The sequence below is a fragment of the Mesorhizobium sp. WSM4840 genome, from assembly GCF_055811755.1.
Window position 1 is genome coordinate 67,228 of sequence record NZ_JBVVQD010000026.1, and the last position, 23,144, is coordinate 90,371.

Consider the following 23,144-nt stretch of genomic DNA (forward strand, 5'->3'; position numbering starts at 1 on the left):
TCGGCAGGACGCGAAAGGTGAGGTCGCTACAAGCAGTCACATGGATTCTCCTCAAACCCGCTTCGGGATACATGTGCTTCAGCGCTCGTATTCGTCGTCTTGGCTGCGCTGTGTCTTGCGGTCCTGTTCCTCGGCTTGCCGGCCCTTTTGCTTGGCTGAGTCTTTTTGCTGCTGAACGCGTTGCCGTGCCTTCTCGGCATGTTGCGCCGAAGCCTCGGGTTGACGCGTGTCGTCTCGGGCCGGCAAATCGCGGCCGCGCGCCTCTCTTTCGGGCGCGGCCTCGCCGCCTCCGCCTGCACCCTTTTGCTGCTCGAACTGGAGCCGGGCCAATCGATCGTGCATCTTGTCGTTCACGCCATCGCGGTATTGCTCGAAACGGGGTTGCTCAGCGTTGGGGAGCGTGTCCCGCATTTGATCCAACGCCTGGTTCACACGTGCCATCTTCTGCCGCATTTCCAAAGGTGTCTGCGCCATTTCGGTAGCTCCTATCAGCCTGGTCAATTCTTTCATGCCGGGATGGGACAAGAACGACGGGGTCCGCCCCGGTCCCCCGCCATCTTTGGAGACGCCAGCGGCCGGCTTCTCGCCTCCCCTACGCGCATGAACCTGGAGGACAGTGTGGCCGATCGCCTCGGCCGCAGTCAGAGCTTGGCCGGTCACGCCAGCCGACCGCATAACAGCGGCCGTCTGCTGCCACACGCCGGCGATCGCTCCGCCATTGGCGACGAGCAATCCGCTATCCATTCGACGCTGTCGTTTGTCCTCCACGCGCGCGACCGTCTTTTCACTGACCTGGTAGCGCGGGTCGTCCTTTGCGCGCTTGTAGGCGCCCGCATGTTCCTTCGTATACGGTCGGCTCATTGCGTGATCGTACCGGCGGGTCGCGACCATCGCGATGCCGTGCTCGCGCGCCTTCTCCGCGTACGCTTCGCGCCAGGCATGGAGATCCGCCTTGTAGAATGTCAGCCGCTCGCCGTCGGCCGACCACGCCTGCACCATGGCGTGGATATGGACGTGCTTCGTCTCGGCATGGTGTGCGAGCACGAATTTGTGCCCGGGCGCCCGCTCCTCGAGCACGGCCCGCGCGGCCGCCAAGACCGCTTGCGCGTCCGTACCAGCCCGGGCCGAGAAAAGCAGGTGATAGGCATTGCGCCGCTCCCGGCCGGAAAGTTGTGGCCGCCATTCCTCAAAAATCGCTGCGGCCGCCTTCGTCGGCTGTTTGCTGGAAACCGCCTGACCATTCGCCTGGCGAACCTGCTCGTGCGCCCGGATAAACTTTTGCAGAAAATATTGCGCCTTACGCTCGTTGCCGACGGCCGCCGTCACTTCTGCTGTGGCACGGATGCCGGCCTTCCCCATGGCTTCGCCCAAGCCGGCTTCGATCTTGTCGAGCGCTTTGCTGCGTGAATTTGCACGCCCGGCCGCTAGAATCTTGGCAAGCGGTCCGGCGCGTTGGTCGGTGTGGCCATAAACGTCGACGCTGTTGCCGTTGCGAGCATAGACGAACGGCTTCGATCCGAAGGCCGTGTGCAAGGCTCCCGAAAGCGCTTCGTCCGTGACGTCGCCGGCGAGCTCGAACCGCACCTCGATGAAATTCGTATTCTCGAGCTGCGGCTCGAATGTCTGGGTGAATTGGTGCAGGAAGCCGCTACGGTCCTGGGTATTGGCAAGCCCCTGTTCGCTATCGGTGAAGATCTCGATGTCGCGCTTCTCGCCCTGTTCATTGACGCGTGTGCCGATATACGCAAGCAAGGCGCCGGCCTGCTTGCCATTGGCCGCGCTGGACAAGACCTTGAACACCGCCGGCTGCGCGCCGGCGGCATAGGCCGCTCGCGCCGCAACGGCCCTCGCCTCTCGTGTCGACCGCGCGAAGTGTCGAGCGGACCCGCGCGCGCCCGACCTTCCGCCGCCCCCGCCACGGCGCCGCCATTCTTCTTCCTCTTCCTTGACGAAGGCGCCGAGTGCGAGGCCGAAAATCGCTATCGCCCCATTTGCGTCGCTGGATGAACGCAGACTCCCGCTGGTGCCCACAGACAGCGGTAGCGCGCTGAGCGGCCGGCCTCGGCCTGCGGATGAAACCGGTGCCTTTGCGACGTGGCGGCCCGCTCCCAGGTGGCTTGCGCTCGACCATTGCCCACCAGCTTGGGGTGAAGGCCAGCGGCCCGGGGCGACGCCACTCGCACGGATGTTCATCGCTTGACGATCGGCCGTCTCCCGGCCAGCCGCTTGCAAAGGCTTATCCTCCTCAAGCTCCTCGAGATCGCCAGCGCCCGGCATCCGCAGATAGCGTTCGATCTCGGCAGCATATCCGGCGAGACGACCGCTCATGCCTTGACCTCGCTTCGCTTGCGCGACCTCGCAATCATCGCCTTCAATTCTTCGCGGAACCGGCGCACGAGCTCGCCAACGGCGATCAAGGCGCGCTCGAGGTCTTCATCATACGGCACCCGGCCCTCGTTCATCGCGCGGACCGCCTGGTTGAAATTCACACCGACGCGGCGAAGCTGGTCGGTGGCCTCCTCAATGGCGGGTCGCAGCTCCCCCGTCGCCGCCGGCAGAAACCCCGCCTCGGTGCGGACAAGGCGGCGAACGACTTCGCTGACCGTCACCGACTCCCCGTCAGCCATGGTGCGCAGCCGCTCCAGTTCGACGCTTGAGAAGCGCACATGCAGGACTTCGCCATAGCGCCGGGATGCGTTCTGGGTTTCTGTTTGGCCACTGTGGGGTCTCATCTTCAAGCCCGCTTGCGGGCGCTAAGGCCCTTGGGCCGCGCCGCCTTTTTCGTGTGTAACACAAAAAAGGCTATCCTGCCAAAGACAAAAAACAACATAACCAAAATATCTTTGCGGTTGTACTCTAAATCACCCAGCTTTCATTTCCAAATCATCTGCACATGTTAGCAAGGAAACATGCTACCTCGGAAACATCTTGCATCGTCAACTTATCGACAAGCCGACTTAGCAACATGTTTCTTTTTCAGCATGTTACCTTGCTGCGGAATCATCATGCTAACATGGAGACAGATCGCAAGGAGCAGGGAACATGAGCTCGTGCGATCGGGATCGCGCGACCCCCGTGGGTTAGGTAAGGCGGATAAACCGAGGCATGCGACCGGGGCCAACAGATCACGGCCGACTTGCGCCGGGCCAAGCATCGATGGCGCGGCGTTACCGATGGGCCTCCAGCGTTCTCTGCAACCCTCACCGCGGCGGATGCCGCGGAGCGGGCTGACCTAATCGTTCGGCAGCTTGTGCTTATGGATCCTGATGTAGTCCTGCACCGCCTGGCGCAGCAACTCGGTCATGCTGTGGCCGTTGCTGATCGCGAGCAGCTTGAATTGGCGCTGCTCCCCGGCCGTAAGGTAATAGCCGCAGCGTACCATTTCCTCGTCGCGAATCTTCTTGCCGGCAACCGGATCCTTCTTCTGGCCCTGTCGCAGCATTTTGCGGAAGTCCGGCCGAGGTGACGCTGGCGCAGCTTCGGCCTCCGATGCCGCCGCGGCGGCAAGCGGCTGATGGGCGGGATCGGACTTGGGAGCGATGAACATGCTCGGAAGCGCCGGCGGCTCAGTGGAGATCGCTCTCATCATGCGAGCCTTCTTTTCGTCCTGTGACTCCGGGAGGCTCTTGTCGGTCATGCGGCCTGCCTCATTGCTTCGGTGAAGGTCTTCAGGACATCGTCGAAGACCCCTTCACTTTCGGCAATCGCCTTCGCGTCGGGCTGATCTGGGCTGTAGAGTGTCTGGCCGCTTTGCAGGTCCCGATAGGCGACACGGTTTTGCAGCGCATGTTGGGCGATCGGCGTGCCGTTCGCCTGAATGATTGCGCGCAGTTCGCTCAAGGCTCTCGCCTTCGCATCGATGATGGTCTGTTTTGTCAGGACAAACACGGCTGGCAGCGGCCGGCCGCGTGTTTCGACCGCGAGCGGGATGTAGTGGTCGGTGATCTGGATTGCGGCGGTCACGTCATCGAGCGCGAAGAAGATCGGCACCACGACGATATCGGAAGCAAATAGCCCGGCCATGAGATTGTCGTTCGTGGTGCCTTCGGTGTCGATCAGCACCACGCTGCGCTCGCCATTGTGCAGTTCTGCCGCCTTCAGCATCTCGCGCGGCGTCGTGGCGCTGACCAGCTGGAGTGTCTCGGGACGATTGCCGGCCTCCTTGAGCATCTGAGCCCACCGGCTCATGTTCTGGCGAACGTCGCCGTCGATGAGTGTCACCGCGTAGCCGCGCTTAATGGCGACGGATGCCAGCGCGCGCAGCAGGGTCGATTTGCCAGTGCCACCTTTGGCGATAGCGGCAGATATGATCATAGCTCGGGGGACCTTCGATGAACCGCTTTTATACCAACCGCCTGCCCGGCAATTGTCATAACTGAACCCAAAGTGTAGTGTCAATTTATGAGCGATCAACCGGACAGGACAGTGATGTTCAGGGCAGCTTTGGCCGAGATCTCGACGCGCGACGGATTCGAGGCCGCGCTTGATGCGGCAGCCGCCACGCTGGCGCATTACAGCGCGCTTGCCTCCGTCGGCATGATGCGCCAGCGCGAGCTGATCTTGATGGTGCCGAACAGTAAGGTGTGCGGAACGGATGATTAGGGCAGTATTGGTGGCCGTAGCGGCGGCGGCGAGCCTCGGCGCCGCCGCTCCAGGTGATCGGTCCAAGGAGGCCGGCAGCAATCCGATGTGGCCCGCGGGACTGCGATGGGATTGCGCCACGGCAGCAAAAATCGTGTGTGAACGCGACGGCTCCTGCAAGGTCGCAAAAGAGGATGCTTCATTCCTGCTCAACTACGACAACAACAATATCGAGTTTGCGAGCGGCGATGTGCGCATCAAGCGGCATTATCAGCAAACGGTGCAGGCAAGCCCTCTCCAAAGCGAGGTCAAGGTGGAGCTTGCCGACAACCGCGTCATCTGGCTGACGGCGGTGGACGCCAGTCGCACCTATTCCGACGCCTGGGTGGGTGCCCTCACTGAATTGAAGGGTGGCGCCGTCCTTTTGGAATCCCAAGGCGTCTATTGCACCCCACACAAGTGAGCGCCGCGAACCGGGCCCGCGCCAAAGCGCTGCACGGCTTCTGTACACAGCCGGAACCGCCGGCGGCCCGTTCTCTCCGGCCTCCGCCGTCCCTACGGCGCTAGTGGGGGCGCGCTCCGGCTCCGGCTCTTTGGGCATGGGAATTGCGGCGACACAAAAGAAGGTGCTTCGACGGACCGGATGGCGGGTCAGATAGGCCCGGTGCCGCTCGCGAGGTGATCACTGCAGGAAGGGTTTCGAGGGTTTGCTGATCGACGCCGGAACTGAACAAAACCAGATGTTCGCTAGCAGACAATTATTGCAGCTGCATCGCTTGCCAGCCATCGGGTCCCCTGGAGAATGCGACCAGGCCATCACCTTCGCCTTTCCAGGAAGTGCGAAGCTTATACTTCACGGCGCATTGCACGCCGGGACCCATGATCTTCTTCGAGCACTCTCCGATGCGCAACGTCGCTTGATCAGTATTTTTCGCTCGCCGGAATGCGTCCAAAGCCTCGGCCGGCGATGGAATCTCAAGGCCGGCCGCGGCCAGTTTCGCACACAGTGCCGGCTCGGACGCAATCGCCGCGGAGAGCTGGCCTTGAGTCGGATAGAATGCGAGCGTGCCGCCTATGCCGACCAATGTTCCGGATGCCGCCGCCATGATAAGGGCCCCCGCATTGAACATGATTACGGCTTCGGAAAAACGTTGAAGGTCGAGGCGATAAGGTCCGTCGTATAGACCGTCTCACCGTTGCGCTTGAAAGAGTTGTTGCTGATGCGGCCTTCGACCAAGACCACATCGCCGGGCTTTGCGTTCTCCGCCACCCAGGCGGCTTGCTTCTCCTCGATGACCGTTACCTGGACCCAATCAGTGGCTTCCTTGACATGGCCTTGTTCGTCACGCCAATTGCGATTGGTGGCAATGTTGACCCTCGTGCTTTTGTCGAAGGGCGCTACCGACCCGACATTGCCATGAATGGTGAACCTGTTGACGCTTTTCATCGGGGTAACTCCCTCATTTCCTACCACTAATTTAGCCGCCCGGGGTGACTCGGGATCATGGTCTGCTAAGGTTGAACCAGGTGCGCTGCCGCAGCCCGTTCGCGTCGTCGTAATCGATGTAGTAAGGCTTCGCGCGGCGCGGGCGTTGAATGTCGTAATAGGTGGTCGTTCGATCGTTATGTGCTCCGCTGGAGGCATGAGTAAGCTGGACCGGCACGGTGCGGTCGCCGAGCTGGATGGTTCCCGTCGGACTTCTGTCGGCCTGACCATGCCGCGCTCCAAAGTTGGCAGGCTGACCGAGATTGCCAGCCGCGATTCGGCACATGCTGGCCTGGCCTTGTCCCGGCCGGTCGCTAGCCGGCGCGTAAGGCATCCACCCCTGCGGGCAGGCCTCGTACGGATCGTAGCCGGCGCCGGACGAATTGGCCTGCGGACAAGTCGGCCACGAAAAGCCCGGCAATCCCATGGCGTCGATCAGCCGATCTATCGGCGGATAACAGGAGGGCGTGCCCTGCCAGTCACCAGACAGACAAAGCAGGACCTGGCAGCCCCACTCGGATGCCAATGTTTGGGAGGGAATAGACGCGGCGCCAGCGATCGCGGCAGCGCCCACAACGAGACATTTGAGCATGGTGATGGCTCTTTTTCTCTGAGACTTTTTGACACTTTACTATGGATTTTGGCCCAAGAAAAGGGCAGACCGAACAGGCGCGTTCGTGCGAATACATAGATTCATGCTGCCAAACGAAGCGGGCGAGGTGAACAACCCGCTTCGGGACAATATCGCCTGGTTCCTCGAAGCCGAGCGCCGTAAGCGAAAGCTTCGCCATCAACACATGGCGGAACTGTTCAAGACGTCGCCTGGTCAAGGGCTGGCATACCGAACCTACATCCGCACCATGAGAAAACGAAACAACGTGACCCTGCGCACGGTCGAACAGATGGCCCAGGCGCTCGAGGTGTCGATCGCGACACTTCTGGTCGGCGGCGCGGCGGTGGAACCCTGGGCGCACGAGCTCACCGAAAAATCGATCCGCGCGCGCCTCGCCGCCCTCGTCGACAGCGAGCGTAAGCGCCGCAACCTGGTCCGCTATCAAATGGCGGAGCTCCTGGGAGTGTCGGAGATCACCTTCACCAAGCTCGAGCGCGCGAGCGGCAATATCAGTGTCGACACGATCGCCGCCGTCGGCGAGGCGCTCGGTCGCGATCCGGCGACTTTCTTGTTTCGGGAACCCGACAGCCAGCATCAACCGGCTTGATGTGGCGCGGCCGATCGCAAAGGCTGCTTTAAAGACAGCCTCGTGCCGCTTTTAGGGGTTCCGCGGCAAGCGTGGTTTTGGCGGCTAAGGCGTCAGCCGGTCGGCGATGCGTGACTGGGGAATGGCTTCGGCCCGTCCGGGGGCCAGTCGGATCGGCTGCCAAATGGTCTTCCGCTCTGTTTATTGCGGGAGCTTCCTGTGGACGCCGCTTTTTTGAAGGCAGTCGGATAAAATTTAAGGCCGAGATTGGGCCTAAATTTCGCGATCCAGGCGATCTGGCGACGATGCACGATAACAATGTGATTTGTCAGGTTCCTGGCACGCCATTGCCGGCGCTCGGTGACGCGCAGCAGACCGAGCCTGCCGGCTTTGCGCAGCGCATTGCGCACCGTTGTCGGCCCGACGCCGGCGCGATCGCCGATTTCCTTTACGGATCGGTCGCATTTGCCGTGCTGCCGGCAGTCGCACATGACGATGTAGAGTGCCGCGCTTTCGCCTTCGGTGAACTCGCCGGCGAATTCGGGCCGGATAGCCTGCATGCGGGCGAGACGCCGCTTTCGCTGCCAGCGTACGGGATCTCGCGGGCCGTGGGCAGCCTCGCGCCGGCTTCGCTCGCTGCAAGGCCTTTGCGGATAACAGGAGCGAGGCGGCGGGCAACCACCAGCGCGGTCCGTCTTGAGGGTGGCGCGTTGTCGGTTAGCCTTCTCGCAAAGCCGCTCCGCATCCTCCTCGCCCAGCGATGCCTCACCGTAGAGCTTCCATATCTGCCGGCAGAAATCGTCCAGCTCGGCCAATGACCGAATGTTCGTGAGCCATAGGCTCAACGTTGAATAGAGGTCCATTTCTTTCCTCTCGCCAGGCCGTGCAAAGCCGTGGCGCGGAAGCGCATTTTTTCTTGCAATGCCGGGAAAGACGGGCTACGGTCTCACAAAATCTTCGGGCGAGATCAGGAGCGCCAACTCCTGTAGCCTATTCCCTGGAAAAAGCCGGCCTCCGCGCCGGTTTTTTTATGCTCGATTTTTCCTCCGTTCAGACTCACTCGGCATGATTGCAAGGCGGAGCATGCAAAGTAAAGTATCAAAAAATCCGCGAGCGGGTCATTAAGATCGCCGAATGACAGACAAGAATCGCGCGGGAATGCCTGGCGTTCGTATTTCTTACGGTTTGCCCGAAGCCGCCCCATGGCGCGTCAAGCTATCGGTCTGAGGCGCTGAGTGGGCGATCTGAATGACGCCTCGCTGGTTCGGGGCCCATTCGGTGTTCGTCAGTCGCCGTTGCGACGGTTCGGCCGAGACCAGATGAGGCTGTAGCTCTGACCGCCTTCGTCGGCGACGAGGTTGGCGCAGATTGAGGGCGGTGAAGCTCGGATCGTCGAGCTTGAGGCCCAGATAGGCGCGGCCCTCGTTGGACTTTTTGGACCAGCCGGCACCGAACTCGACTCGACCAACGAGCACGCGGTGGCTGGGTGCGTTTTCGCCGCTGGCGCGCGTATCGGGGACGATCCGGACCTTCTTGGCCGGGAGCGAAAGCGTGACGATCTCGCCGTTGAATTCTTCGCCGGCCAGCTGGAAGTTGCCGATAGTAGCCATGTTCGTATGCTCCTGACTGGTTTGTCCGAAGCCGCCCTGTGCGGCCTCGATAGCGGTCGTGAGACGACGGTCCGGCCGACTGCATCCACTGGGCCGCAGCGGAGCGGAGGACGTCGGAAGCCGAGCTTGTTGTCCCGCGAGGAATGCGGCGAAGCCGCAGGGGAAGAAGGTCGGCGAAGCCGTTGCAGGCAAAGGCCGGGCCGGCGTCAGACCAATCTTAAAAGAGGCCGTTCAGGGAGGGTCCGGGCATCCGTTCCGAAGAACGATACTGGAGATATCGGAATGTCCGCCATGCATCCGGCACAAGCGGTACGATCGATGCCGCCACGAAACCAGAGGCACGAGGTCTAGGCCCTGTCCGGTCGCCGCTCAAACGGCCGCACATGATCCCGCCACGCCGCCAAAGGTTCAGGCGATGAGAGCAGTCTTGATGACGACGATTAACCCCCCAAAGAGGTCGCCCACCTGGTTCCGGCGGTCTGATAGGCTCGGGGGCCGAATTGCTGCGCGCTTACGTCGTGACGGTCCGACGGGTGCGCCTTCGATCATGCACAGTGCGGCGACGAGGTTCGTGGCCACCGCGGTGATCATGACCTTCCCGAAGCGACCGCGCCGCACCCATAACCGCAATGAATCGGTCGAGCCGGTTGGATTCAAAGAACTCGTTGGACGCCGCTTCCAAGCCAAGTGAGACTGCGGCCATGGAAAACGAAGAGGCAGGGCCCGTTCATCTTCGACGCATCGACCCATCGCAGAACATGCGGCGGTTTTATATGGTTGCGATCCAACCGACCTTGTTCGGCGGAGCATCCGTCATTCGCAACTGGGGCCGCATCGGGACCAGCGGCCAGTCGATGATGGAAACCTTCGATAGCGAAGACGGTGCGGCCACCGCATCAATGAAGCTTCAGCGCGCCAAGCGCCGGCGCGGATATCGCGACTGGGATCCGGACTAGCGGCTGGCGACATCGCGCAAAAGATCGCAGGCCCGAAAGGCCAACTCGATGCCTCGGCGGCCAGCCGATCGTCCATAAGCACTGCCATCCCTGTTTTCCGGAATTACCGGCGATGATGGAGATTCTTCCGCTCTTGTCCGCGATCGGTGAAAATCTAAACGGGAATGCCCCCAAGCTCAGCTACAACCCAGCCTGTCCCTACGCGCGCCGCTTTTTGCAGGCGGCGATCCACTGCATGGCGGAGATTGGATCTTCTAGGATGGCGACCTGCCTGGCGAAATCGATAAAAGCATGGTGTGCGGCGCTTAACGGTTTGTGCCCATCCTCTGCGTCATAGCAAGCCTGAAGGGCGGTCTGGTGGATCAGATCTTTTTGATCCTCGGGCCAGTCGCTGAGGAAATCGATGGCGTCCGCGAGGCTCGCAATCTCTTGCACGATATAGGTCGCACGCTTCACGAAAATGGGGCTGCCGAACTCCTCCGCATCCATGCGCTCCTCCCAGTTCACGAACCACCGCTTTGGACGAGCTTTCCGCCCGGCAAGCATCGCAAATGTGCTGTCCGGACCGAGACGGTTCAAGGGGGCGCGATAGAAGATTTCTCGTTGGCGCAGGTGCCTGGGGGACGGTGGCAGGATCAGGGCATCAAACGTGCGTAGCAGAATGTTGCGGCGCTGTCAGTGCGTGGCCCAGCCGACGACGGTGATGAAATCAGCCAGCCCGCAATCTCCTTGACCTTACTCACCATCCTGCGCGCCATCTAGAGCAGGGCGCTGGCCTGCGGCCTGCTGGACGAGCCGTTTATTGACACGACGATCGGAGATGGTTCCGCTATGCCACATCGCCGCTGTTCTGGCTTTGATCTTTTTGTCTGTCCAGGATGGGTCAGGATGTCGGCGAACACAGCACAGGCGGCCCGACCGATCCGGCAAAGACGGCCGATCTCCGGAGACCACGACTCCGAATCGGTTCGACGAAGGCGACGATGATTACGCGCGCCGGCTCCTCTGAGCTCCTCCGGCTCGGCGCACTACGACCATGGAAAGAACCGGGGTGCGCAGGGGGCTCAAGCCCTCTAGCCGTCGCTTCAACGAGATCCTGTAAGATGGCGTTCCACCGCGTTGTGCTCTTCAGTCTCCAACAGGCATCCGCGCAGCTCGGCAAGCAGCTCTTCTATTTCATCGATGACGGTCATGAGCGTATCTCCTTGTCGTTGACGACAAGTGCGATGCGCGCGCGAGGACCGGGGGGCAAGGCTCGCGCAGCGACCGGCGCAAGGAGGAGCCGAAATGCGTCACCATTTTGGTGAGGCCGTGCGGCCCTTGCGGCGGGCCGAGAAACCGTAGGCTCGGGCAGGCAACAGAGAGGAACATCGAGAATCCGATAGCCCGCGTCCGCTTGCCGTCTCGGCGAGACGGCGAGGAGCAGCACCCCCGAAAGGCGGCGCTTGGTGCTCCTTCCGCCTGCCGGCGTTCGCTTGGGAACCGCCGAAGGCCCCGCCGTGCGGCGGAGCCCTCGTCGAGGCGATCAGTCCCGGTTGGGGCGAGACCAGATCAGCTGCAGGCCTTCCTCGCCTTCCACCTCGATCAAGGTGGCGTAGATCGGCGCGGGGAAGCTCGGGTCGTCCAGTTTGACCGAGAGGTAGTCGCGGCCCTCGTTAGAGACCTTCTGCCAGGCGGCTCCCAGTTCGACGTTACCCGAGTAGACGCGGAAGTGAGGGCCCTTGTCGGAAGGGTTCTCGACGCGGATCAGCTTGGCCTTGACGTTGAGGTTGAGGGTCTTGATGGCGCCGGAAAAGCCGGCGTTGCCGTTTGAGGTAAAGGTGCCGATGGTAGCCATGATGTCGTCTCCGTGAGTTTCTCGGGCCGCGACCACCGCGACCTCGATAGCGGTCGACAGACCGGAGGCGATCGGCCCGCACCCACCGGGGTCCCCGTTGCGCGTGCGCAATGGGGTGGTCCTTAGGGCCGGAACGACAGTGTAGGGCAGCCAGGACGAGGCTTTCTTGTTCCGCGCGGAATGATGGCGAAGCCAGCAGGGGAAGAAAGTCGCGACCGGCTGTTGCGGGCTTAAGAACGAGGCGCAGCGTAGCGGAGACGGCCTTCGGTCAGACCAGCCCCAACGAGGACGCAGGTGGTGCGCCCTTCCATGAAACCGCCGGCCAGACGACAGGCGAACCCTAGCGGCACGATCACCGCAACCGCAGCGACGGTGAGGCGCCATCAAGCCCGGCCGTCCCCGTCACGCATCATGGCAAAACGACCGACAACCACAGCCGGAAAGGGACGCACCCGCCCCCATCACTTCGGTCGGTTGACGACCGGCCGACTGGCGAAACTCCGAGGGTCCGGCGTCTGCCGCTTAAGGATGGATGGTCGCGAACACGGTTACGGAAATACCTATCCCGAGCGGGACGTCGGCAGGGGCCGGCTGATCTGGCTCGGCCCGCTGGGGCCTACCCGAACTGACCGGGTGCCAATGGCGGATCTCAGCCGGCTGCAAGATAGGATGGCTCTGCACCCCCGACATGGATCGGAGAATGCAGCATCATGCAGCCTGCGCGCTGTGCGTCGCATTCGGCTGGAGATCATGCAGATAGTTGACCGCACGCTGGGCATGGGCCGCCGCGGCAAAGATGAATCGCTTCTCGTTCCTGAGAATCTCAAGCCAGCTTGCCAGGTAGCTGGCATGATCCGGCCGCGGCTCGAGCTCTGGCACGATGCCGAGGTCAGCTGCTAGAAAACAGCCGCCGAGGTCTGCCACGAGCTCTTCGTGGGCCCGGAACTCGCGATCCTTGTGGTAACGGGAGAGGTTGCGATCAAGCCGTTTTTCCGAGCCGACCCAATGGGTCATTTCGTGTCCGAGGGTCGCATAGTAGCCGGGCCCGTCGCGGAAACTCTCGAACGGCGGCATTTGCACAATATCGAGAGCCGGATTGAAATACGCCTTGTCGCCACCGTGGCGGATGACGGCTCCGGTATTTGCGAAGAAGGCATCCGCATGTTCGATCCGTTCCACCGGATCTGACACCGGCGCGGGATTGCCGTAATACTGCGCGGGCAGGCCTTCGATCTGGTCGGCGCAAAACACCGTATAGGCCTTGAGGAACGGAATCCCGCGCTCGACCTCTTCGCCATGGGCATCGGTTTCGGTGCGTGTGATGCGGCTGGCATAGACAACCATTGAGCCGGTCTCGCCTTTGCGGACGTGACCGCCCAACTCGACGCTCTGCTTGAACGTCATCCAGGTCGGGGAAACAAAACCCCTCGAAACCGCCTCCGACCAGAGAAGCAGGGTATTGATCCCCTGATATGGCAATCCATTGTGGCGCAACGGGCGCGTGATACGCCCCGTGGTGTTCGCCGCGCTCCACGGCTTCACCCACGGCCGCACGCCCTTTTCCAGCTCCGCGACGATGCGGTCGGTGATCTTCGCGTAGATATCGACGCGGGTTTTGTTGCTCTTCCTGTCCATTTTCCGGACCTCCATTCGAGGCCGCGCCAACCGCGGCCGTCACGAGGTCCGACAGCGCAGGACCGCAGGTCCGCGAACCCGCAGAAGAGCAATCGGAAGGAAGGGACACGTCGCTAAAGGGCCGCAACGTTAGTGGAGGACGGCGAAGCTGTTTAGCGGAACGAGGACCGGAGCAGGACCAACATTCGTGACGACCGCGGTTGGCGCGGCCGTACGAAGTGGTCTTCCTGCTTTTCTCATCTATTGAGGCGCGCAGGGCTCTCCTCAATTCATCATCTGACAGTTCGCCGTCCAGCACGCGAATGTCATGATGGATGCCGATCCTAAGCGGCCTGGGCGCTTTCGGATTGAACGCCGCAGGCCACTTTGCCGATAGATGCCGGAAAAGCTGTGCGGGCGATTTCCCTCGGCTGGGGGTCGTCATGATCAAGCCTCGCCCGATTTGTTTTGTTTCCCAGTTCGAGCCTCCGTAGCACCCATATATACAATGATTGTGGACGCCTGAAAAAATGGGGATTCGTCCGGCAGGGGCAAAGCAGCGCATCCTGGCTTCTAGATGAATACCGTTGCCCTCCCAATCTCCTCGCGACTTCTGAGGAACGGAAACGATCAATCGGACGACCAACCTTCCGAACGCGCAAGAACTGTCGGTCATGCCGTTTGGCAAAGGACGGCTGCGCCGAGTTAATCGGCGGCAACTTGGCATGGGAAGAGAAGACAACTCCAATCAATAAGCCAGCCGCGAAACGCTAGGCTAACGCCTAAGGTCCTGGAGCTCGCCTTCTGCTCAACGCCATCACAAGGACGGCGTTGAGCAGCGTAACGAACCTTACATCCTGATGTTGCCAAGCCGTGGGAGGTGTCGATCTAGTATTCGATCAGCGTATGAACGAAAAAAGCTTGCAGTTTTTTCGACACGCCGCCGCTCGAAAAGTTCGATGTTCGCCTTGGGAACAGCTGCCTTGGTCATGCCAGCTTCCCGTACGGCGGCGGCTATTGCAACCGATCGCTCTGAAGCTGCCCGCAGCCGCTCGTCGCTAGCCACCGCGCCCGCGCCAGGTGGGATGCCCAAGCCCGACGTGCCCGTTCCGGCTGGCGCTCTGGGTCAATGTTCAAGATGGCTCGTGCCACCTTGCACCAGTCGAGGCCCATCGCCTCCGACATCAGCAGGACCGCGTAAGTCTGAAAGTGCGCCACGTCGTAAGGCGTGACCTCGGCCAACTCGGGTGTTTCATTATCGATCCAGGACTCCTCCTCCTTTGGGGGCGCGTCGATGTAGCGGCCAAGCGAGGCCAGGTGCGCCGCAATCTGGTAACGCAGGTGATCGCGGCTCCCGTAGCGCGCATCGATTTCGCCGAGCTTCTTGTACAATCCCCTACGCTTGTCGTGCGGAACATCGGTATCGCCCAGGGAGTAACAACTCGGACCGACGGCGCAGATATCGCAGCCCGTTGCGACCACGTCCTGCACGAATGCGGGAATGTCCTTTTCTTGCATGCGCTTCATTTCAATAGGCCTCTTCTGACTTCACATTTCCTTATCACAGATCACCCAATTTGCAACCCTGCCGTGCAATCTTGGGCGTCACTGCGGTGCTCGAGCACCTTCCCTCACAGCTCAGCCCAGTGAATCCGCCGCGCGCGCCCCACCCGGAGCCCGGAAGAATTATGACATCTTCCCTGTGCAGGAAGACCGACGCGCGAAGACTTCAAGATTTGGGTATCGCTCCCTTCCTGCGAAGCCCTCTGCCGATTGCGCAGCCTGTCGGGGCAGAAGGCAAGGAAGCGAGCCCGCAAGTGTCGGAGAAGCTGCGGCTTCCAGGATTGGCGCCGTCGCACGGTTGCTGAGGCCGGTTTACCCTATCGAACACTATGCCGACCGAGGAAGACCGGGCGAAGCCGAAGCTCCGCCCGGTGGCAGTTAGCCGAGCGCCGCCATTTGAAGGTCGGCCGCCTGCCGGTTGACTGTCTGGCCGGGGTTCTCGGTCTGGCGTTCGTAAGGCTTCCAGCCTTCACCAACGATGTGCTCGTAGGCGGCGACGGCGCCCTCGGCCGCCATGCGCAACGCGTGGGCTTGGAGGCCCATGTCGGCGGCGAACTCGCGCTTGCGCTGTGCATTGCTGTCGAAGCCGACCGGACCGTCAATGTCCTCGTCGCGGGTGTCGTTGGCGAGTTTGGCCGTGGCGTCCTTAGCCTCGGTGACGGCTTTCGAGTAGAACTGGCCTGCTCCGTAGGCGGAGCCTACATAGGAGCCGACGATCCGTTGCAGGTGGATCTGCATGGCCTTGTCAGAAAGGCCCTCGGAGAGCGTATCGGCGCTTTCGATCAGGCTGCGCTCATGGAATTCACGGATGCCGTCGCTGTCGAGGACGGGGAGGCCAAAGCTTTCGGAGATGAGCGTGGCCTGGTGGCCATCCGGGCAGCAGAGCCGGACCATTTCGAGGGTGGTGCCCTTGCGGAGCTGGACGACGCGGGCCTTGGTCTTGGTGGAGCGGGTTGAGCTGGACATTTGAGCTTACCTTTCTAGCGATGCCCTTCAGGGGATCCGGCCCTTGCCGGTCTTTCCTGCGGGTGCGGTCAAAAGGAACCGGCGGAAGCTGGACGCTTCAGGGTCCGGAGCCTGCCAGGCGAGCGAGGTTGGCTTGCGGACAAGCGGGGCCAGTTCTTCACTGACCCTGCGCGGGACGCGGGCCAGCCTTGCCGAGATCGGCGGGTTCCGGCCGCTCCGCGGCGCGATAGCGGCCTTGAAGCGGACAGCCGCCGGTTCAGACCGCAGCAAACCCGCCGGGAAGACCGCAAGGGATGGATCCGGACATCGGCATGCGGGAGGAAATCACTGTTCAATTCCCGCCGCCACACGATCCGCCTGCCCGTCAGGCTGCGCCAGGGACGACAGTGGTTTGAACTTCGCCTCCTGCCGGTATAGGTGATGGGCCGCGCCGGTCCGCCGCTGCGGATCAGATTTTTGGCCTGCTCCCACGTCGGAATGACAGCGCACTGTATTCAATCCCGGGGCGAGGGCAGCAATCATCGATCACAACGACGACTACGTCTATGACGACGCGACAGGGGAATGGCGACCAGCGTCGGCGATGGCTGCCATTGCAGCTTCTGTTGGCAGCATCGAAGTGCGCGATGCCGCCGGCAAGGTACTGGCCGACGGCGACTCCGTCGCGCTCGTCAAGGATCTCAAGGTCAAAGGCGCTGGGCAGAGCCTGAAGCAGGGTACGGTGATCAAGTCGATCCGCCTCACCGACAATCCCGACGAAATCGACTGCCGGCATGACGCGATCAAGGGGCTGGTGTTGCGAACTGAATTCGTCCGCAAGCGCTGACCAGGCCGCGGTATCAGGCGCGCCTCAGGTCCGGTGGCAGTCTGGTACGCAGCACCTCGATTGCAGCATCCTGCCTTGCGAGCTTGCGGGAGAGAGCGTCGATCTCGTGCTGCCTCTCCAGTGTGATCGCTGCAAGGTTGGCTCGATATCGTTCGAGAAACATTGCCGGGTCCGGGCCCCTCCCGCGTCGATAGCCGACACATTGGGGTCTGAGCTGCGGAATGATCGCCGTCATCCGCCTTATGACCTGCCGGTCGATCATATCGAGCTGGCGCTGTGTCTGGCGCCGAGCCTCTTCCATGCGAAAGAGCTGTGCGAGGCGATCGGCGACGGACATTATGTGTCCCTCCCCTGCCAATCCATGAAGCTCGATGGCCCGCCATAGACACGATGGCGCGCAACATCGATGACGAATCCAAAGCGGCCGACATGATAGTCGTCAGTCGCGACGAGAAAGCGACGTTCCTCCGTGCCCGGTCCACGCTTGCCGCCAGGGGTCGCGATAACCTCGGTGAAACCGGCCTGGTGCTCGGAACGGATTGCAGACACCACGACCCAGTCATCGGCATGCTTCTCGAAAAATGCCCGCTCGTCCTTTTTCGCGGATTGGCCGGGTTCGAGCACCCTCCCCGCGGATCGCCTCCCAGGCGTCCGGATACCAGTCGCGGATGCTCTTTTCCGCACATGCTATCTCGAAATCCTTGAAGAGCTCGGGGAAAGCCTGGGCCACGGCCGCCCAACGGCGGTCCTCTTCATACCAGCCGCCATTGGCACGAAGAAGGGAATGGACTTTGCGATTTCGCTCCGCCGACAGATGGAACCCGCCATGGCCTGCCGTTGAGTGAGCCACGACGCCCTCGGCATAGACGGTCTCTCCCTGCGACGTTCCCCATGGCGTGTGGACACGGGAACGGATTTCGCGACGTCCGAGAGCTGCGCGCTGTCGCTGGTGGCGAGCGTTCGCCTCAACATCGCGCGAAGCGCCGCCTCGTCGGCAAGCTCACCGGCATGGCCGTAGAAATCGCTGCGCGTCCATTCGGCCATGGGCGGCGGATACACCAGCCCGTGACGAGATAGTGCCGTCCGTTCCGGTCCGGGACCATGGCGAACGCCGTTTCACCGACAAGCGCAACCGGATAACCGTCGGCGCTGCGGCCAAGGAGGTTTGTTCGTCGCGTATCTGGGGAGTGGCCACGCTCATGCCGCCCTCCCCTCGACGGTATCCGCGGCCACGGCATCGGCCGTGATCTCTTGCAGAACGGCTCGCGGATAGCCGTGCTGCGTCAGCCATTCCTCGGCATCCGCACGATGGCTGGCGAGATAGACCAGTTCGGCGTCTTCGCCGTCGCGATCGAGCACCAGGACCGAGCCGATAGCGGGCCGCTCCTTGACCGCAAAGTTGAGATCGCTGTTCACCGAAAAACTCTGGTGAACGCGCAGGACGATGGTGCCCTGACTGCCATAGTCACCCTTGTGCAGGGTAATGGATGCCGGCAGCGTGGTGTTGCCGACGCGGGTTTCGGCCTGCTTGCGGATCAGCCGGCCGCCGCTGTTGCGGTTCTCCCAGGCGGCGAGCTTCTTGCGATGCCGTTCGGGCGGGCGTGGTGTTCCATCGCGATAAGTTACCAGCGAACCGAGTGGAACGAGGTCATAGATCAATTGAGCCGACATGATGGGTCTCCGGTGTTTAGGGTGAAAACGAAACCGCCGCCGGTGAGGTCACCGGCGGCGGTAATGCGATCGGAAGGAAAAAGGCGCGCGCTGCTACTCGGCGGCCTCGCGGAAGCCTTCAGCGTCATCGTCGCCGGCACAGCCGTGCGGCGACTCGACGATCGCATCGCCGTCGAGCTCGTCCGGCGTGCCGTCGTCCTCAGGCTGTTGCCTGGCCTCGTTCATCTTCAGCCAGGAGGTCAGCTTTTCCGGGGCGGGCGCAAACAGCGCCGACGGGTGGACGAAGCGGCCCTCCTTGAAATGCTCGACCAGGGCCGCACGGGTGTCCTTGACCTTCTGACGGGGCAGGACGGATGTATCCGCGCAGGCGGCTTCCAATGCCTGCCGCGACAGGCATGACAGGAAGTCCTCCGTCCCCATGTTCGACAGGTAGTGGTCGGCGGCGATGACGGTGCCGGCGACACGGGCGACAACGCCGCTGTCCGAGCGATTCTCCCTGCAGGACAGAACGTCGATCAGCAAGGACCGCACGGCAATGCGCAGCGTGTCCATTTCGAACGCGAGCCTGCCCTCCTGGTCGAACAGGCGCGCGGCATGTTCGCCGAGGCCTGCGGCCCCGTAACAGGAGATGTCGCGGGCACCAGATGCCACTGTGACATTCTGGCCGGCGAAGGCGAGTACGAGCAGCGCCATCAGCGTGTCGTCCTCGATCGGTGCGCGCGACAGCGCCTCGTGCAGCGCGTCGGTACGCAGATCGCCGATCATCTCTATGCCTTTGCGGGTCACGTCCGGACGTGGCTTTGCCGTAACGACGATATCATCGCCATCGGCCTCAACATCAGCGCCATTCTTGCCCTTGGGCTTTTTGGCCGCCGGCATGCGGTAAGCGAGCGACTGCACCTTGCCGTCGCGGTCGAGATACATGGCGGTGTGATCGGACTTCGACGGCTTGCCGTACACACGTTCGGCCTTGGGCGGCAGCTTCGGCTCGCCCCACTGACCGGCTTCCACGATCACGCCGCGCTTGGGCAGAGTGTTTGCCATCCACTCCTGCTGCGCGCCAAGGAAGGCCTCGACATCGGTCGTATAGCGGCTGTCCGCATCGGCCGGCGCGAACAGGTCCTCGACCCAGGCAATGCCGTAGGCGTGAGCGAGATCGTCACCGAAGCTGGCGTCGCGCGCGTACATGCGGCGCTTCGTCAGCCCCTGCGCCACGCTCCACCACGACACCTGGGGATCGGCCTTGGACGGCTTGTGCTTCTTCCAGACCTCCTTCTGCTCATCAAGCGAAGCCGACGCGATGGTGCGCAACTGCTGCTCGTTGGGCATGTCGCCCTTGGCCATCTGGTCCAACATGGCCGGTAGAACGCTGGCGAGCAGGCGCAGCTTCCTGATCTGGCGGACGGGAAGCGCTAAAGCGAGGGCGATCGCTTCCTCGGTCCAGCCGAGCGCGACCAACCGCTCAATCGCGCGCCATTGGTCGACGGGATTGCAATGTTAGGTTCTGTGTCGCAACTGTCCTGTTTGGTTCGCATGGCCGTCATGGTTCCGGGCGATACTGGCGGGGCATATCGAGGAAGGCACGTAGACGTCCGGGTCAAGCGTTCCCGCAGCGTAGCGAGGACAACGCTTGATGCGGCGGCGACACCACAAGCTATTTGATGGGGTGTAGACGAAGTCCTGCACCCCTGCCACGTGGCGAACGGGAGAGCGCGAGGGGAACCCCTCGCAATCAAAAGAGAGAAGTGCGCCAAAGGCGCTCCGCTCAAGATAACATCCGGTTCGGGAAACTGTCTTCTTTATTGCTGTGCAGGGGGTTGCGCCCTGTTCTGTGTCTTTTGCCGTTTGGGACGGCGGCGAGCAAAGAGGACAGATGTGGTGCGGATCATCAAGGGAGCGATGGGCTATGCCGCGATCCCGGTGGGCTTTCCGATCCTGGTATCGGAGCGGATGGCGATCATCGAGCCGGCATTCGCCTGGCTGATGGAACTGGCGACGATACCGGGCCGCAGCCACGCGGCGGAAACGGTCCGGACCTATGGCGAGCATCTTCACGACTGGTTCGACAGTCTGGAGCAATCCGGTCTCGATTGGCGCGGCGTGAGCGAGGCCGAGATTGCGGCCTGGCGCAACCGGATGCTGTCGCAGCCGAGCCCGCATACGAAGCGACCCTATGCGCGCTCGACGGTGAATGACCGGGTTCGCACGGTCTGCCGATTCTACGGGTGGGCGCAGGGCCGCGGCTGGATCGAAGGCTTGCCGTTCCACTTCGTCGACGTTCGCGTGGGTTCCGGCCGGAGGCAATCGTTCCTCGCGCATGTGGAGGCGCGGCCTGGAATGGCGGCGGCGAACATCCTGACGGTTGCCGAACACGAGCGTTTGCCGAGGCCGTTGCGGGTCGACCAGTTGCGCCGGGTCTTCGCGCATCTGGACATGCCTTATCGGCTGATGGCGGAATGGGCGCTGGCGACGGGATTGCGGCGCAAGGAGCTTTGCGGCCTGGCCGTCTTCCAGGTTCCGGAGACGGCGCATCTGGACGACGAGGATCATCCCCTGATCGGCGTCCCGCTGACGATCACCAAGGGCGACAAGCCGCGCACGATCTACCCGCCGATCCGCCTGGTCGACCGGACGCAACGCTATATCGACGAGGTTCGCACGCCGCAGGTCCGGGCGTTGCGTCGTCGACGGCCGGATTATCGGCCGCCCTCGGCGCTGTTCCTCAATCTTCAGGGAAACGCAGTCAGCAAGACACGATTGACGGCGGTGTTTGCAGAGGCGTTCCGGGCGGCGGGTGTGACGGGAACTTTGCATTACCTGAGGCACACATTCGCGATGACGATGCTGGTGCGGTTGCAGCGGAAGGCAGCGACCACGCCGGACCTCAACCCGCTGAAGATCGTGCAGGTGCTGCTGGGGCACAGTTCGATCCAGAGCACGTCGATCTACCTGCGCTGCGTCGAGCTGAATGCCCGGGACCTCGCCGACAGCATTGACTATCTCTATGGCGAGCTGATCCCAGATGGCCATTAGACGCGAGCGCATCGACCGGCGGCTGTCGGCTGCGGCGCCGATCGTTCTGGATCAGCCAGCCGATACCATCGTCGTCTTCCGTGACGGCTGGGGCGAGGTCACAAAGCGCTACGATCTCGGCAGGCTCGGTTTGCCGTGTGACGTCGCAACGCTTCTGGCCGACGCCTTTCGTCATCATCATGCCGCCTCGAGCCGGGACACGCAGCGTCATTGCTGGATGGCGCTGCGGGCGTTCGCGCGCTTCGTGTCGGAAGACGGTCTTGTTGTGTCGGTCGACGATCTGACCAGTGCGATGGTCGGGCGCTATATCGCGTGGCTGGATCGCCAGATCGGAGGACAGACGAACCAGCCCTGGTCAAAGGGCTCGCGGGCGAATGTGCTGATGCAGCTTCGCCAGATGATCGACTGGACGAAGCGCCGGCATCCGTCCCGGCTGCCGGGCCGAATCGACTTCCCCTGGGGGGTCTGGCCGAACCGTAGTGCCGATCCCCGGGCTCGTCTCGGCGGCGATGACCTCAAGGCAATTCTGCGCGCGTGCTATGAGGAAATTGACGAGGCGTGGGATCGCTTCGAAGCGGGTCGGACCATCCTCGCCACGAGCGGCCCGGTCGATGGCGTCGATCCCGAGCTTTGCGACCTGGTCCGGGCGCTCGCCCGGGTGAATGACGGAGTGCTTCCTTCGCGGACGCTTGCGATCCGCAGAGGTGTCAACATCTCGGCGGTCAACCGCCATGGTGGGCTTCGTCATCTCGGCGGCTATCTTCACCTGACTGGCGAAACGGTCGTCGCGTTCTTCATCGCGCTGTCGATTCAGACGGCGGGCAATCCTGATGCGCTGCGGCTGATGGCGCGCGATTGCCAGGTGGCGCATCCGCTCGACGAGCATCGCATCATCGTCGAATGGGCCAAGCCCCGGGCCGGCGCGAAGGTGAAGCGCGCGCAGCGGCGGTCCTTCGATCGTCGTCGGCGGCATGCAGCGCCGAACCTGATTAACCGGTTGCTGGCGATGACGGCACCGCTCGTCTCCCGATCCAGCCGACAGGACCGCAACCGCCTGTTTCTGGTGAAGAGCGAGAAGAAGGACTCGGTGACGCTGATTGCGGAGGCGACCCTGTCGCATGCCCTGAAGCCGTTCATCAAACGCTCCAATGCCCGGATCGCCATCTGGAACAAGGCCGCACCGGAACGCGCACGTCAGCTCTTGCCGGACTTTGCCGCCGTTCTGCTGCGAGGCAGCGTCGCCACCGAATATTACAAGGCGTCGGGCGGCGACATCGTCGCGACACAGGATGTACTCAACCACGCCCGCGCCGACACGACCGAGCTCTACATCAAGGGACCGCAGACGCGCCGCATTCAGCGCGAGACCATCGCCCGATCGCAGAAGCTGATGCTTGGCTGGATCATCGGCGAGAAGGCAGAAGCCGAGGATCAGGCGCAAGGCGAGCAGATTGCGCTGGCGAGCGATGCGACGGTTCCGTTCAGCCATGATTGCCTCAACCCGGTAGCGGGCACAGCACCGGGATCGGCGGCTGGCAGGATCTGCCGGCACTTCGGCGGATGCCTGCGCTGCCCGGGACTGGTTATCCCGATCGATGCGGATCACATGGCGCGCGTTCTTCAGGCCAAGGAGGAGCTGGAGCGCACGCGTGAACGCATCGATCCGCGCCGCTTCGAGCTTCTGTATGCGCCGAGCCTGCGCATTCTGGTCGACGACATCCTGCCAGACTTCCCGCAATCGCTGCGCACGGAAGCCGAACGTCGAATGTCGACCCTGCCAGCCCTTCCGGCGCTGGAGTGAA

Annotated in this window: 23 protein-coding genes and 4 pseudogenes; 8 read left to right on the forward strand and 19 right to left on the reverse strand. The window is 62.4% G+C overall.

Annotated features, from left to right (window positions below; translation table 11 throughout):
• Positions 1-78: 78 nt before the first annotated feature.
• Complete coding sequence (locus tag AC0L3I_RS27655; protein ID WP_473528982.1) at positions 79-1,371, reverse strand: relaxase/mobilization nuclease domain-containing protein; 1,293 nt, start codon at positions 1,369-1,371, stop codon at positions 79-81.
• A gap of 81 nt (positions 1,372-1,452) precedes the next feature.
• Here AC0L3I_RS27655 and AC0L3I_RS27660 point away from each other — a divergent pair, with 81 nt between their 5' ends.
• On the forward strand, positions 1,453-2,007 hold the full coding sequence (locus AC0L3I_RS27660) for a hypothetical protein (RefSeq protein WP_473528983.1): 555 nt from the start codon (positions 1,453-1,455) through the stop codon (positions 2,005-2,007).
• A 317-nt stretch (positions 2,008-2,324) separates the two neighbouring features.
• On the opposite strand, the gene AC0L3I_RS27665 is transcribed toward AC0L3I_RS27660, so the two are convergent.
• The 3 genes from AC0L3I_RS27665 to AC0L3I_RS27675 all read right to left on the reverse strand — a co-directional run bounded on the left by AC0L3I_RS27665 (position 2,325) and on the right by AC0L3I_RS27675 (position 4,314).
• Positions 2,325-2,732, reverse strand: a complete 408-nt coding sequence (locus AC0L3I_RS27665) for a MobC domain-containing protein (RefSeq protein ID WP_473528984.1) — start codon at positions 2,730-2,732, stop codon at positions 2,325-2,327.
• A 500-nt stretch (positions 2,733-3,232) separates the two neighbouring features.
• Positions 3,233-3,637, reverse strand: a complete 405-nt coding sequence (locus AC0L3I_RS27670; protein WP_473528985.1) for a hypothetical protein — start codon at positions 3,635-3,637, stop codon at positions 3,233-3,235.
• Positions 3,634-4,314, reverse strand: coding sequence for a nucleotide-binding protein (locus AC0L3I_RS27675; protein ID WP_473528986.1), 681 nt, complete (start codon positions 4,312-4,314; stop codon positions 3,634-3,636). The genes AC0L3I_RS27670 and AC0L3I_RS27675 overlap by 4 nt, the downstream gene beginning before the upstream one ends.
• A gap of 87 nt (positions 4,315-4,401) precedes the next feature.
• On the opposite strand from AC0L3I_RS27675, the gene AC0L3I_RS27680 reads away from it, so the two are divergent.
• Positions 4,402-4,602, forward strand: coding sequence for a hypothetical protein (locus tag AC0L3I_RS27680; RefSeq protein ID WP_473528987.1), 201 nt, complete (start codon positions 4,402-4,404; stop codon positions 4,600-4,602).
• Positions 4,603-4,612: 10 nt separating this feature from the next.
• The gene (locus tag AC0L3I_RS27685; protein WP_473528988.1) at positions 4,613-5,044 is read left to right on the forward strand and encodes a hypothetical protein; all 432 of its coding nucleotides are present in this window, start codon (positions 4,613-4,615) and stop codon (positions 5,042-5,044) included.
• 295 nt (positions 5,045-5,339) lie between these two features.
• Here AC0L3I_RS27685 and AC0L3I_RS27690 read toward each other — a convergent pair whose 3' ends face one another.
• The 3 genes from AC0L3I_RS27690 to AC0L3I_RS27700 are packed head-to-tail and all read right to left on the reverse strand — an operon-like array spanning position 5,340 to position 6,659.
• Positions 5,340-5,687 (reverse strand): hypothetical protein, encoded by a 348-nt coding sequence (locus AC0L3I_RS27690; RefSeq protein WP_473528989.1) that lies wholly within the window; start codon positions 5,685-5,687, stop codon positions 5,340-5,342.
• Between the two features lie 26 nt (positions 5,688-5,713).
• A complete protein-coding gene (locus AC0L3I_RS27695) occupies positions 5,714-6,028 on the reverse strand; it encodes a single-stranded DNA-binding protein (protein ID WP_473528990.1) in 315 nt (104 codons plus the stop codon).
• A gap of 55 nt (positions 6,029-6,083) precedes the next feature.
• On the reverse strand, positions 6,084-6,659 hold the full coding sequence (locus tag AC0L3I_RS27700; protein WP_473528991.1) for a hypothetical protein: 576 nt from the start codon (positions 6,657-6,659) through the stop codon (positions 6,084-6,086).
• A gap of 103 nt (positions 6,660-6,762) precedes the next feature.
• On the opposite strand from AC0L3I_RS27700, the gene AC0L3I_RS27705 reads away from it, so the two are divergent.
• The gene (locus AC0L3I_RS27705; protein ID WP_473528992.1) at positions 6,763-7,287 is read left to right on the forward strand and encodes a helix-turn-helix domain-containing protein; all 525 of its coding nucleotides are present in this window, start codon (positions 6,763-6,765) and stop codon (positions 7,285-7,287) included.
• A gap of 92 nt (positions 7,288-7,379) precedes the next feature.
• Here the strand turns inward: AC0L3I_RS27705 and AC0L3I_RS27710 are convergent, their stop codons facing one another.
• Entirely contained in the window at positions 7,380-8,129 is a 750-nt protein-coding gene (locus AC0L3I_RS27710; RefSeq protein ID WP_473528993.1) for a hypothetical protein, read from the reverse strand.
• Between the two features lie 422 nt (positions 8,130-8,551).
• A pseudogene (locus AC0L3I_RS27715) lies at positions 8,552-8,876 on the reverse strand (DUF736 domain-containing protein).
• 701 nt (positions 8,877-9,577) lie between these two features.
• Here AC0L3I_RS27715 and AC0L3I_RS27720 point away from each other — a divergent pair.
• Positions 9,578-9,832 (forward strand): WGR domain-containing protein, encoded by a 255-nt coding sequence (locus tag AC0L3I_RS27720; RefSeq protein ID WP_473528994.1) that lies wholly within the window; start codon positions 9,578-9,580, stop codon positions 9,830-9,832.
• Positions 9,833-10,030: 198 nt separating this feature from the next.
• Here the strand turns inward: AC0L3I_RS27720 and AC0L3I_RS27725 are convergent, their stop codons facing one another.
• The 6 genes and pseudogenes from AC0L3I_RS27725 to AC0L3I_RS27750 form a co-directional block, all read right to left on the reverse strand.
• Positions 10,031-10,321 (reverse strand): DUF982 domain-containing protein, encoded by a 291-nt coding sequence (locus AC0L3I_RS27725; protein ID WP_473528995.1) that lies wholly within the window; start codon positions 10,319-10,321, stop codon positions 10,031-10,033.
• A gap of 1,036 nt (positions 10,322-11,357) precedes the next feature.
• Positions 11,358-11,669 (reverse strand): DUF736 domain-containing protein, encoded by a 312-nt coding sequence (locus AC0L3I_RS27730; RefSeq protein ID WP_095488746.1) that lies wholly within the window; start codon positions 11,667-11,669, stop codon positions 11,358-11,360.
• Between the two features lie 708 nt (positions 11,670-12,377).
• Positions 12,378-13,304, reverse strand: a complete 927-nt coding sequence (locus AC0L3I_RS27735; RefSeq protein WP_473528996.1) for an ArdC family protein — start codon at positions 13,302-13,304, stop codon at positions 12,378-12,380.
• Between the two features lie 259 nt (positions 13,305-13,563).
• A pseudogene (locus AC0L3I_RS27740) lies at positions 13,564-14,010 on the reverse strand (hypothetical protein); the annotation flags it as partial.
• A 287-nt stretch (positions 14,011-14,297) separates the two neighbouring features.
• The gene (locus tag AC0L3I_RS27745) at positions 14,298-14,810 is read right to left on the reverse strand and encodes a hypothetical protein (RefSeq protein WP_473528997.1); all 513 of its coding nucleotides are present in this window, start codon (positions 14,808-14,810) and stop codon (positions 14,298-14,300) included.
• Between the two features lie 414 nt (positions 14,811-15,224).
• Positions 15,225-15,812, reverse strand: coding sequence for a hypothetical protein (locus tag AC0L3I_RS27750; protein WP_473528998.1), 588 nt, complete (start codon positions 15,810-15,812; stop codon positions 15,225-15,227).
• A 517-nt stretch (positions 15,813-16,329) separates the two neighbouring features.
• On the opposite strand from AC0L3I_RS27750, the gene AC0L3I_RS27755 reads away from it, so the two are divergent.
• The gene (locus AC0L3I_RS27755) at positions 16,330-16,638 is read left to right on the forward strand and encodes an alkylphosphonate utilization protein (protein ID WP_473529013.1); all 309 of its coding nucleotides are present in this window, start codon (positions 16,330-16,332) and stop codon (positions 16,636-16,638) included.
• A gap of 13 nt (positions 16,639-16,651) precedes the next feature.
• Here the strand turns inward: AC0L3I_RS27755 and AC0L3I_RS27760 are convergent, their stop codons facing one another.
• From AC0L3I_RS27760 to AC0L3I_RS27775, 4 genes and pseudogenes are all read right to left on the reverse strand, one after another.
• The gene (locus AC0L3I_RS27760; protein WP_473528999.1) at positions 16,652-16,975 is read right to left on the reverse strand and encodes a hypothetical protein; all 324 of its coding nucleotides are present in this window, start codon (positions 16,973-16,975) and stop codon (positions 16,652-16,654) included.
• Positions 16,975-17,876 (reverse strand): annotated as a pseudogene (locus tag AC0L3I_RS27765) (DUF7007 domain-containing protein). Before AC0L3I_RS27765 ends, AC0L3I_RS27760 begins: the two are co-directional and overlap by 1 nt.
• A complete protein-coding gene (locus AC0L3I_RS27770) occupies positions 17,836-18,309 on the reverse strand; it encodes a hypothetical protein (protein WP_473529000.1) in 474 nt (157 codons plus the stop codon). The pseudogene AC0L3I_RS27765 and the gene AC0L3I_RS27770 overlap by 41 nt, the downstream one beginning before the upstream one ends.
• 93 nt (positions 18,310-18,402) lie before the next feature.
• Positions 18,403-19,800: pseudogene (locus AC0L3I_RS27775) on the reverse strand (plasmid partitioning protein); the annotation flags it as partial.
• A 387-nt stretch (positions 19,801-20,187) separates the two neighbouring features.
• Here AC0L3I_RS27775 and AC0L3I_RS27780 point away from each other — a divergent pair.
• Both AC0L3I_RS27780 and AC0L3I_RS27785 read left to right on the forward strand, forming a co-directional pair.
• On the forward strand, positions 20,188-21,342 hold the full coding sequence (locus AC0L3I_RS27780) for a tyrosine-type recombinase/integrase (protein WP_473529001.1): 1,155 nt from the start codon (positions 20,188-20,190) through the stop codon (positions 21,340-21,342).
• On the forward strand, positions 21,332-23,143 hold the full coding sequence (locus AC0L3I_RS27785) for a site-specific integrase (protein WP_473529002.1): 1,812 nt from the start codon (positions 21,332-21,334) through the stop codon (positions 23,141-23,143). Before AC0L3I_RS27780 ends, AC0L3I_RS27785 begins: the two co-directional genes overlap by 11 nt.
• Position 23,144: the final 1 nt, after the last annotated feature.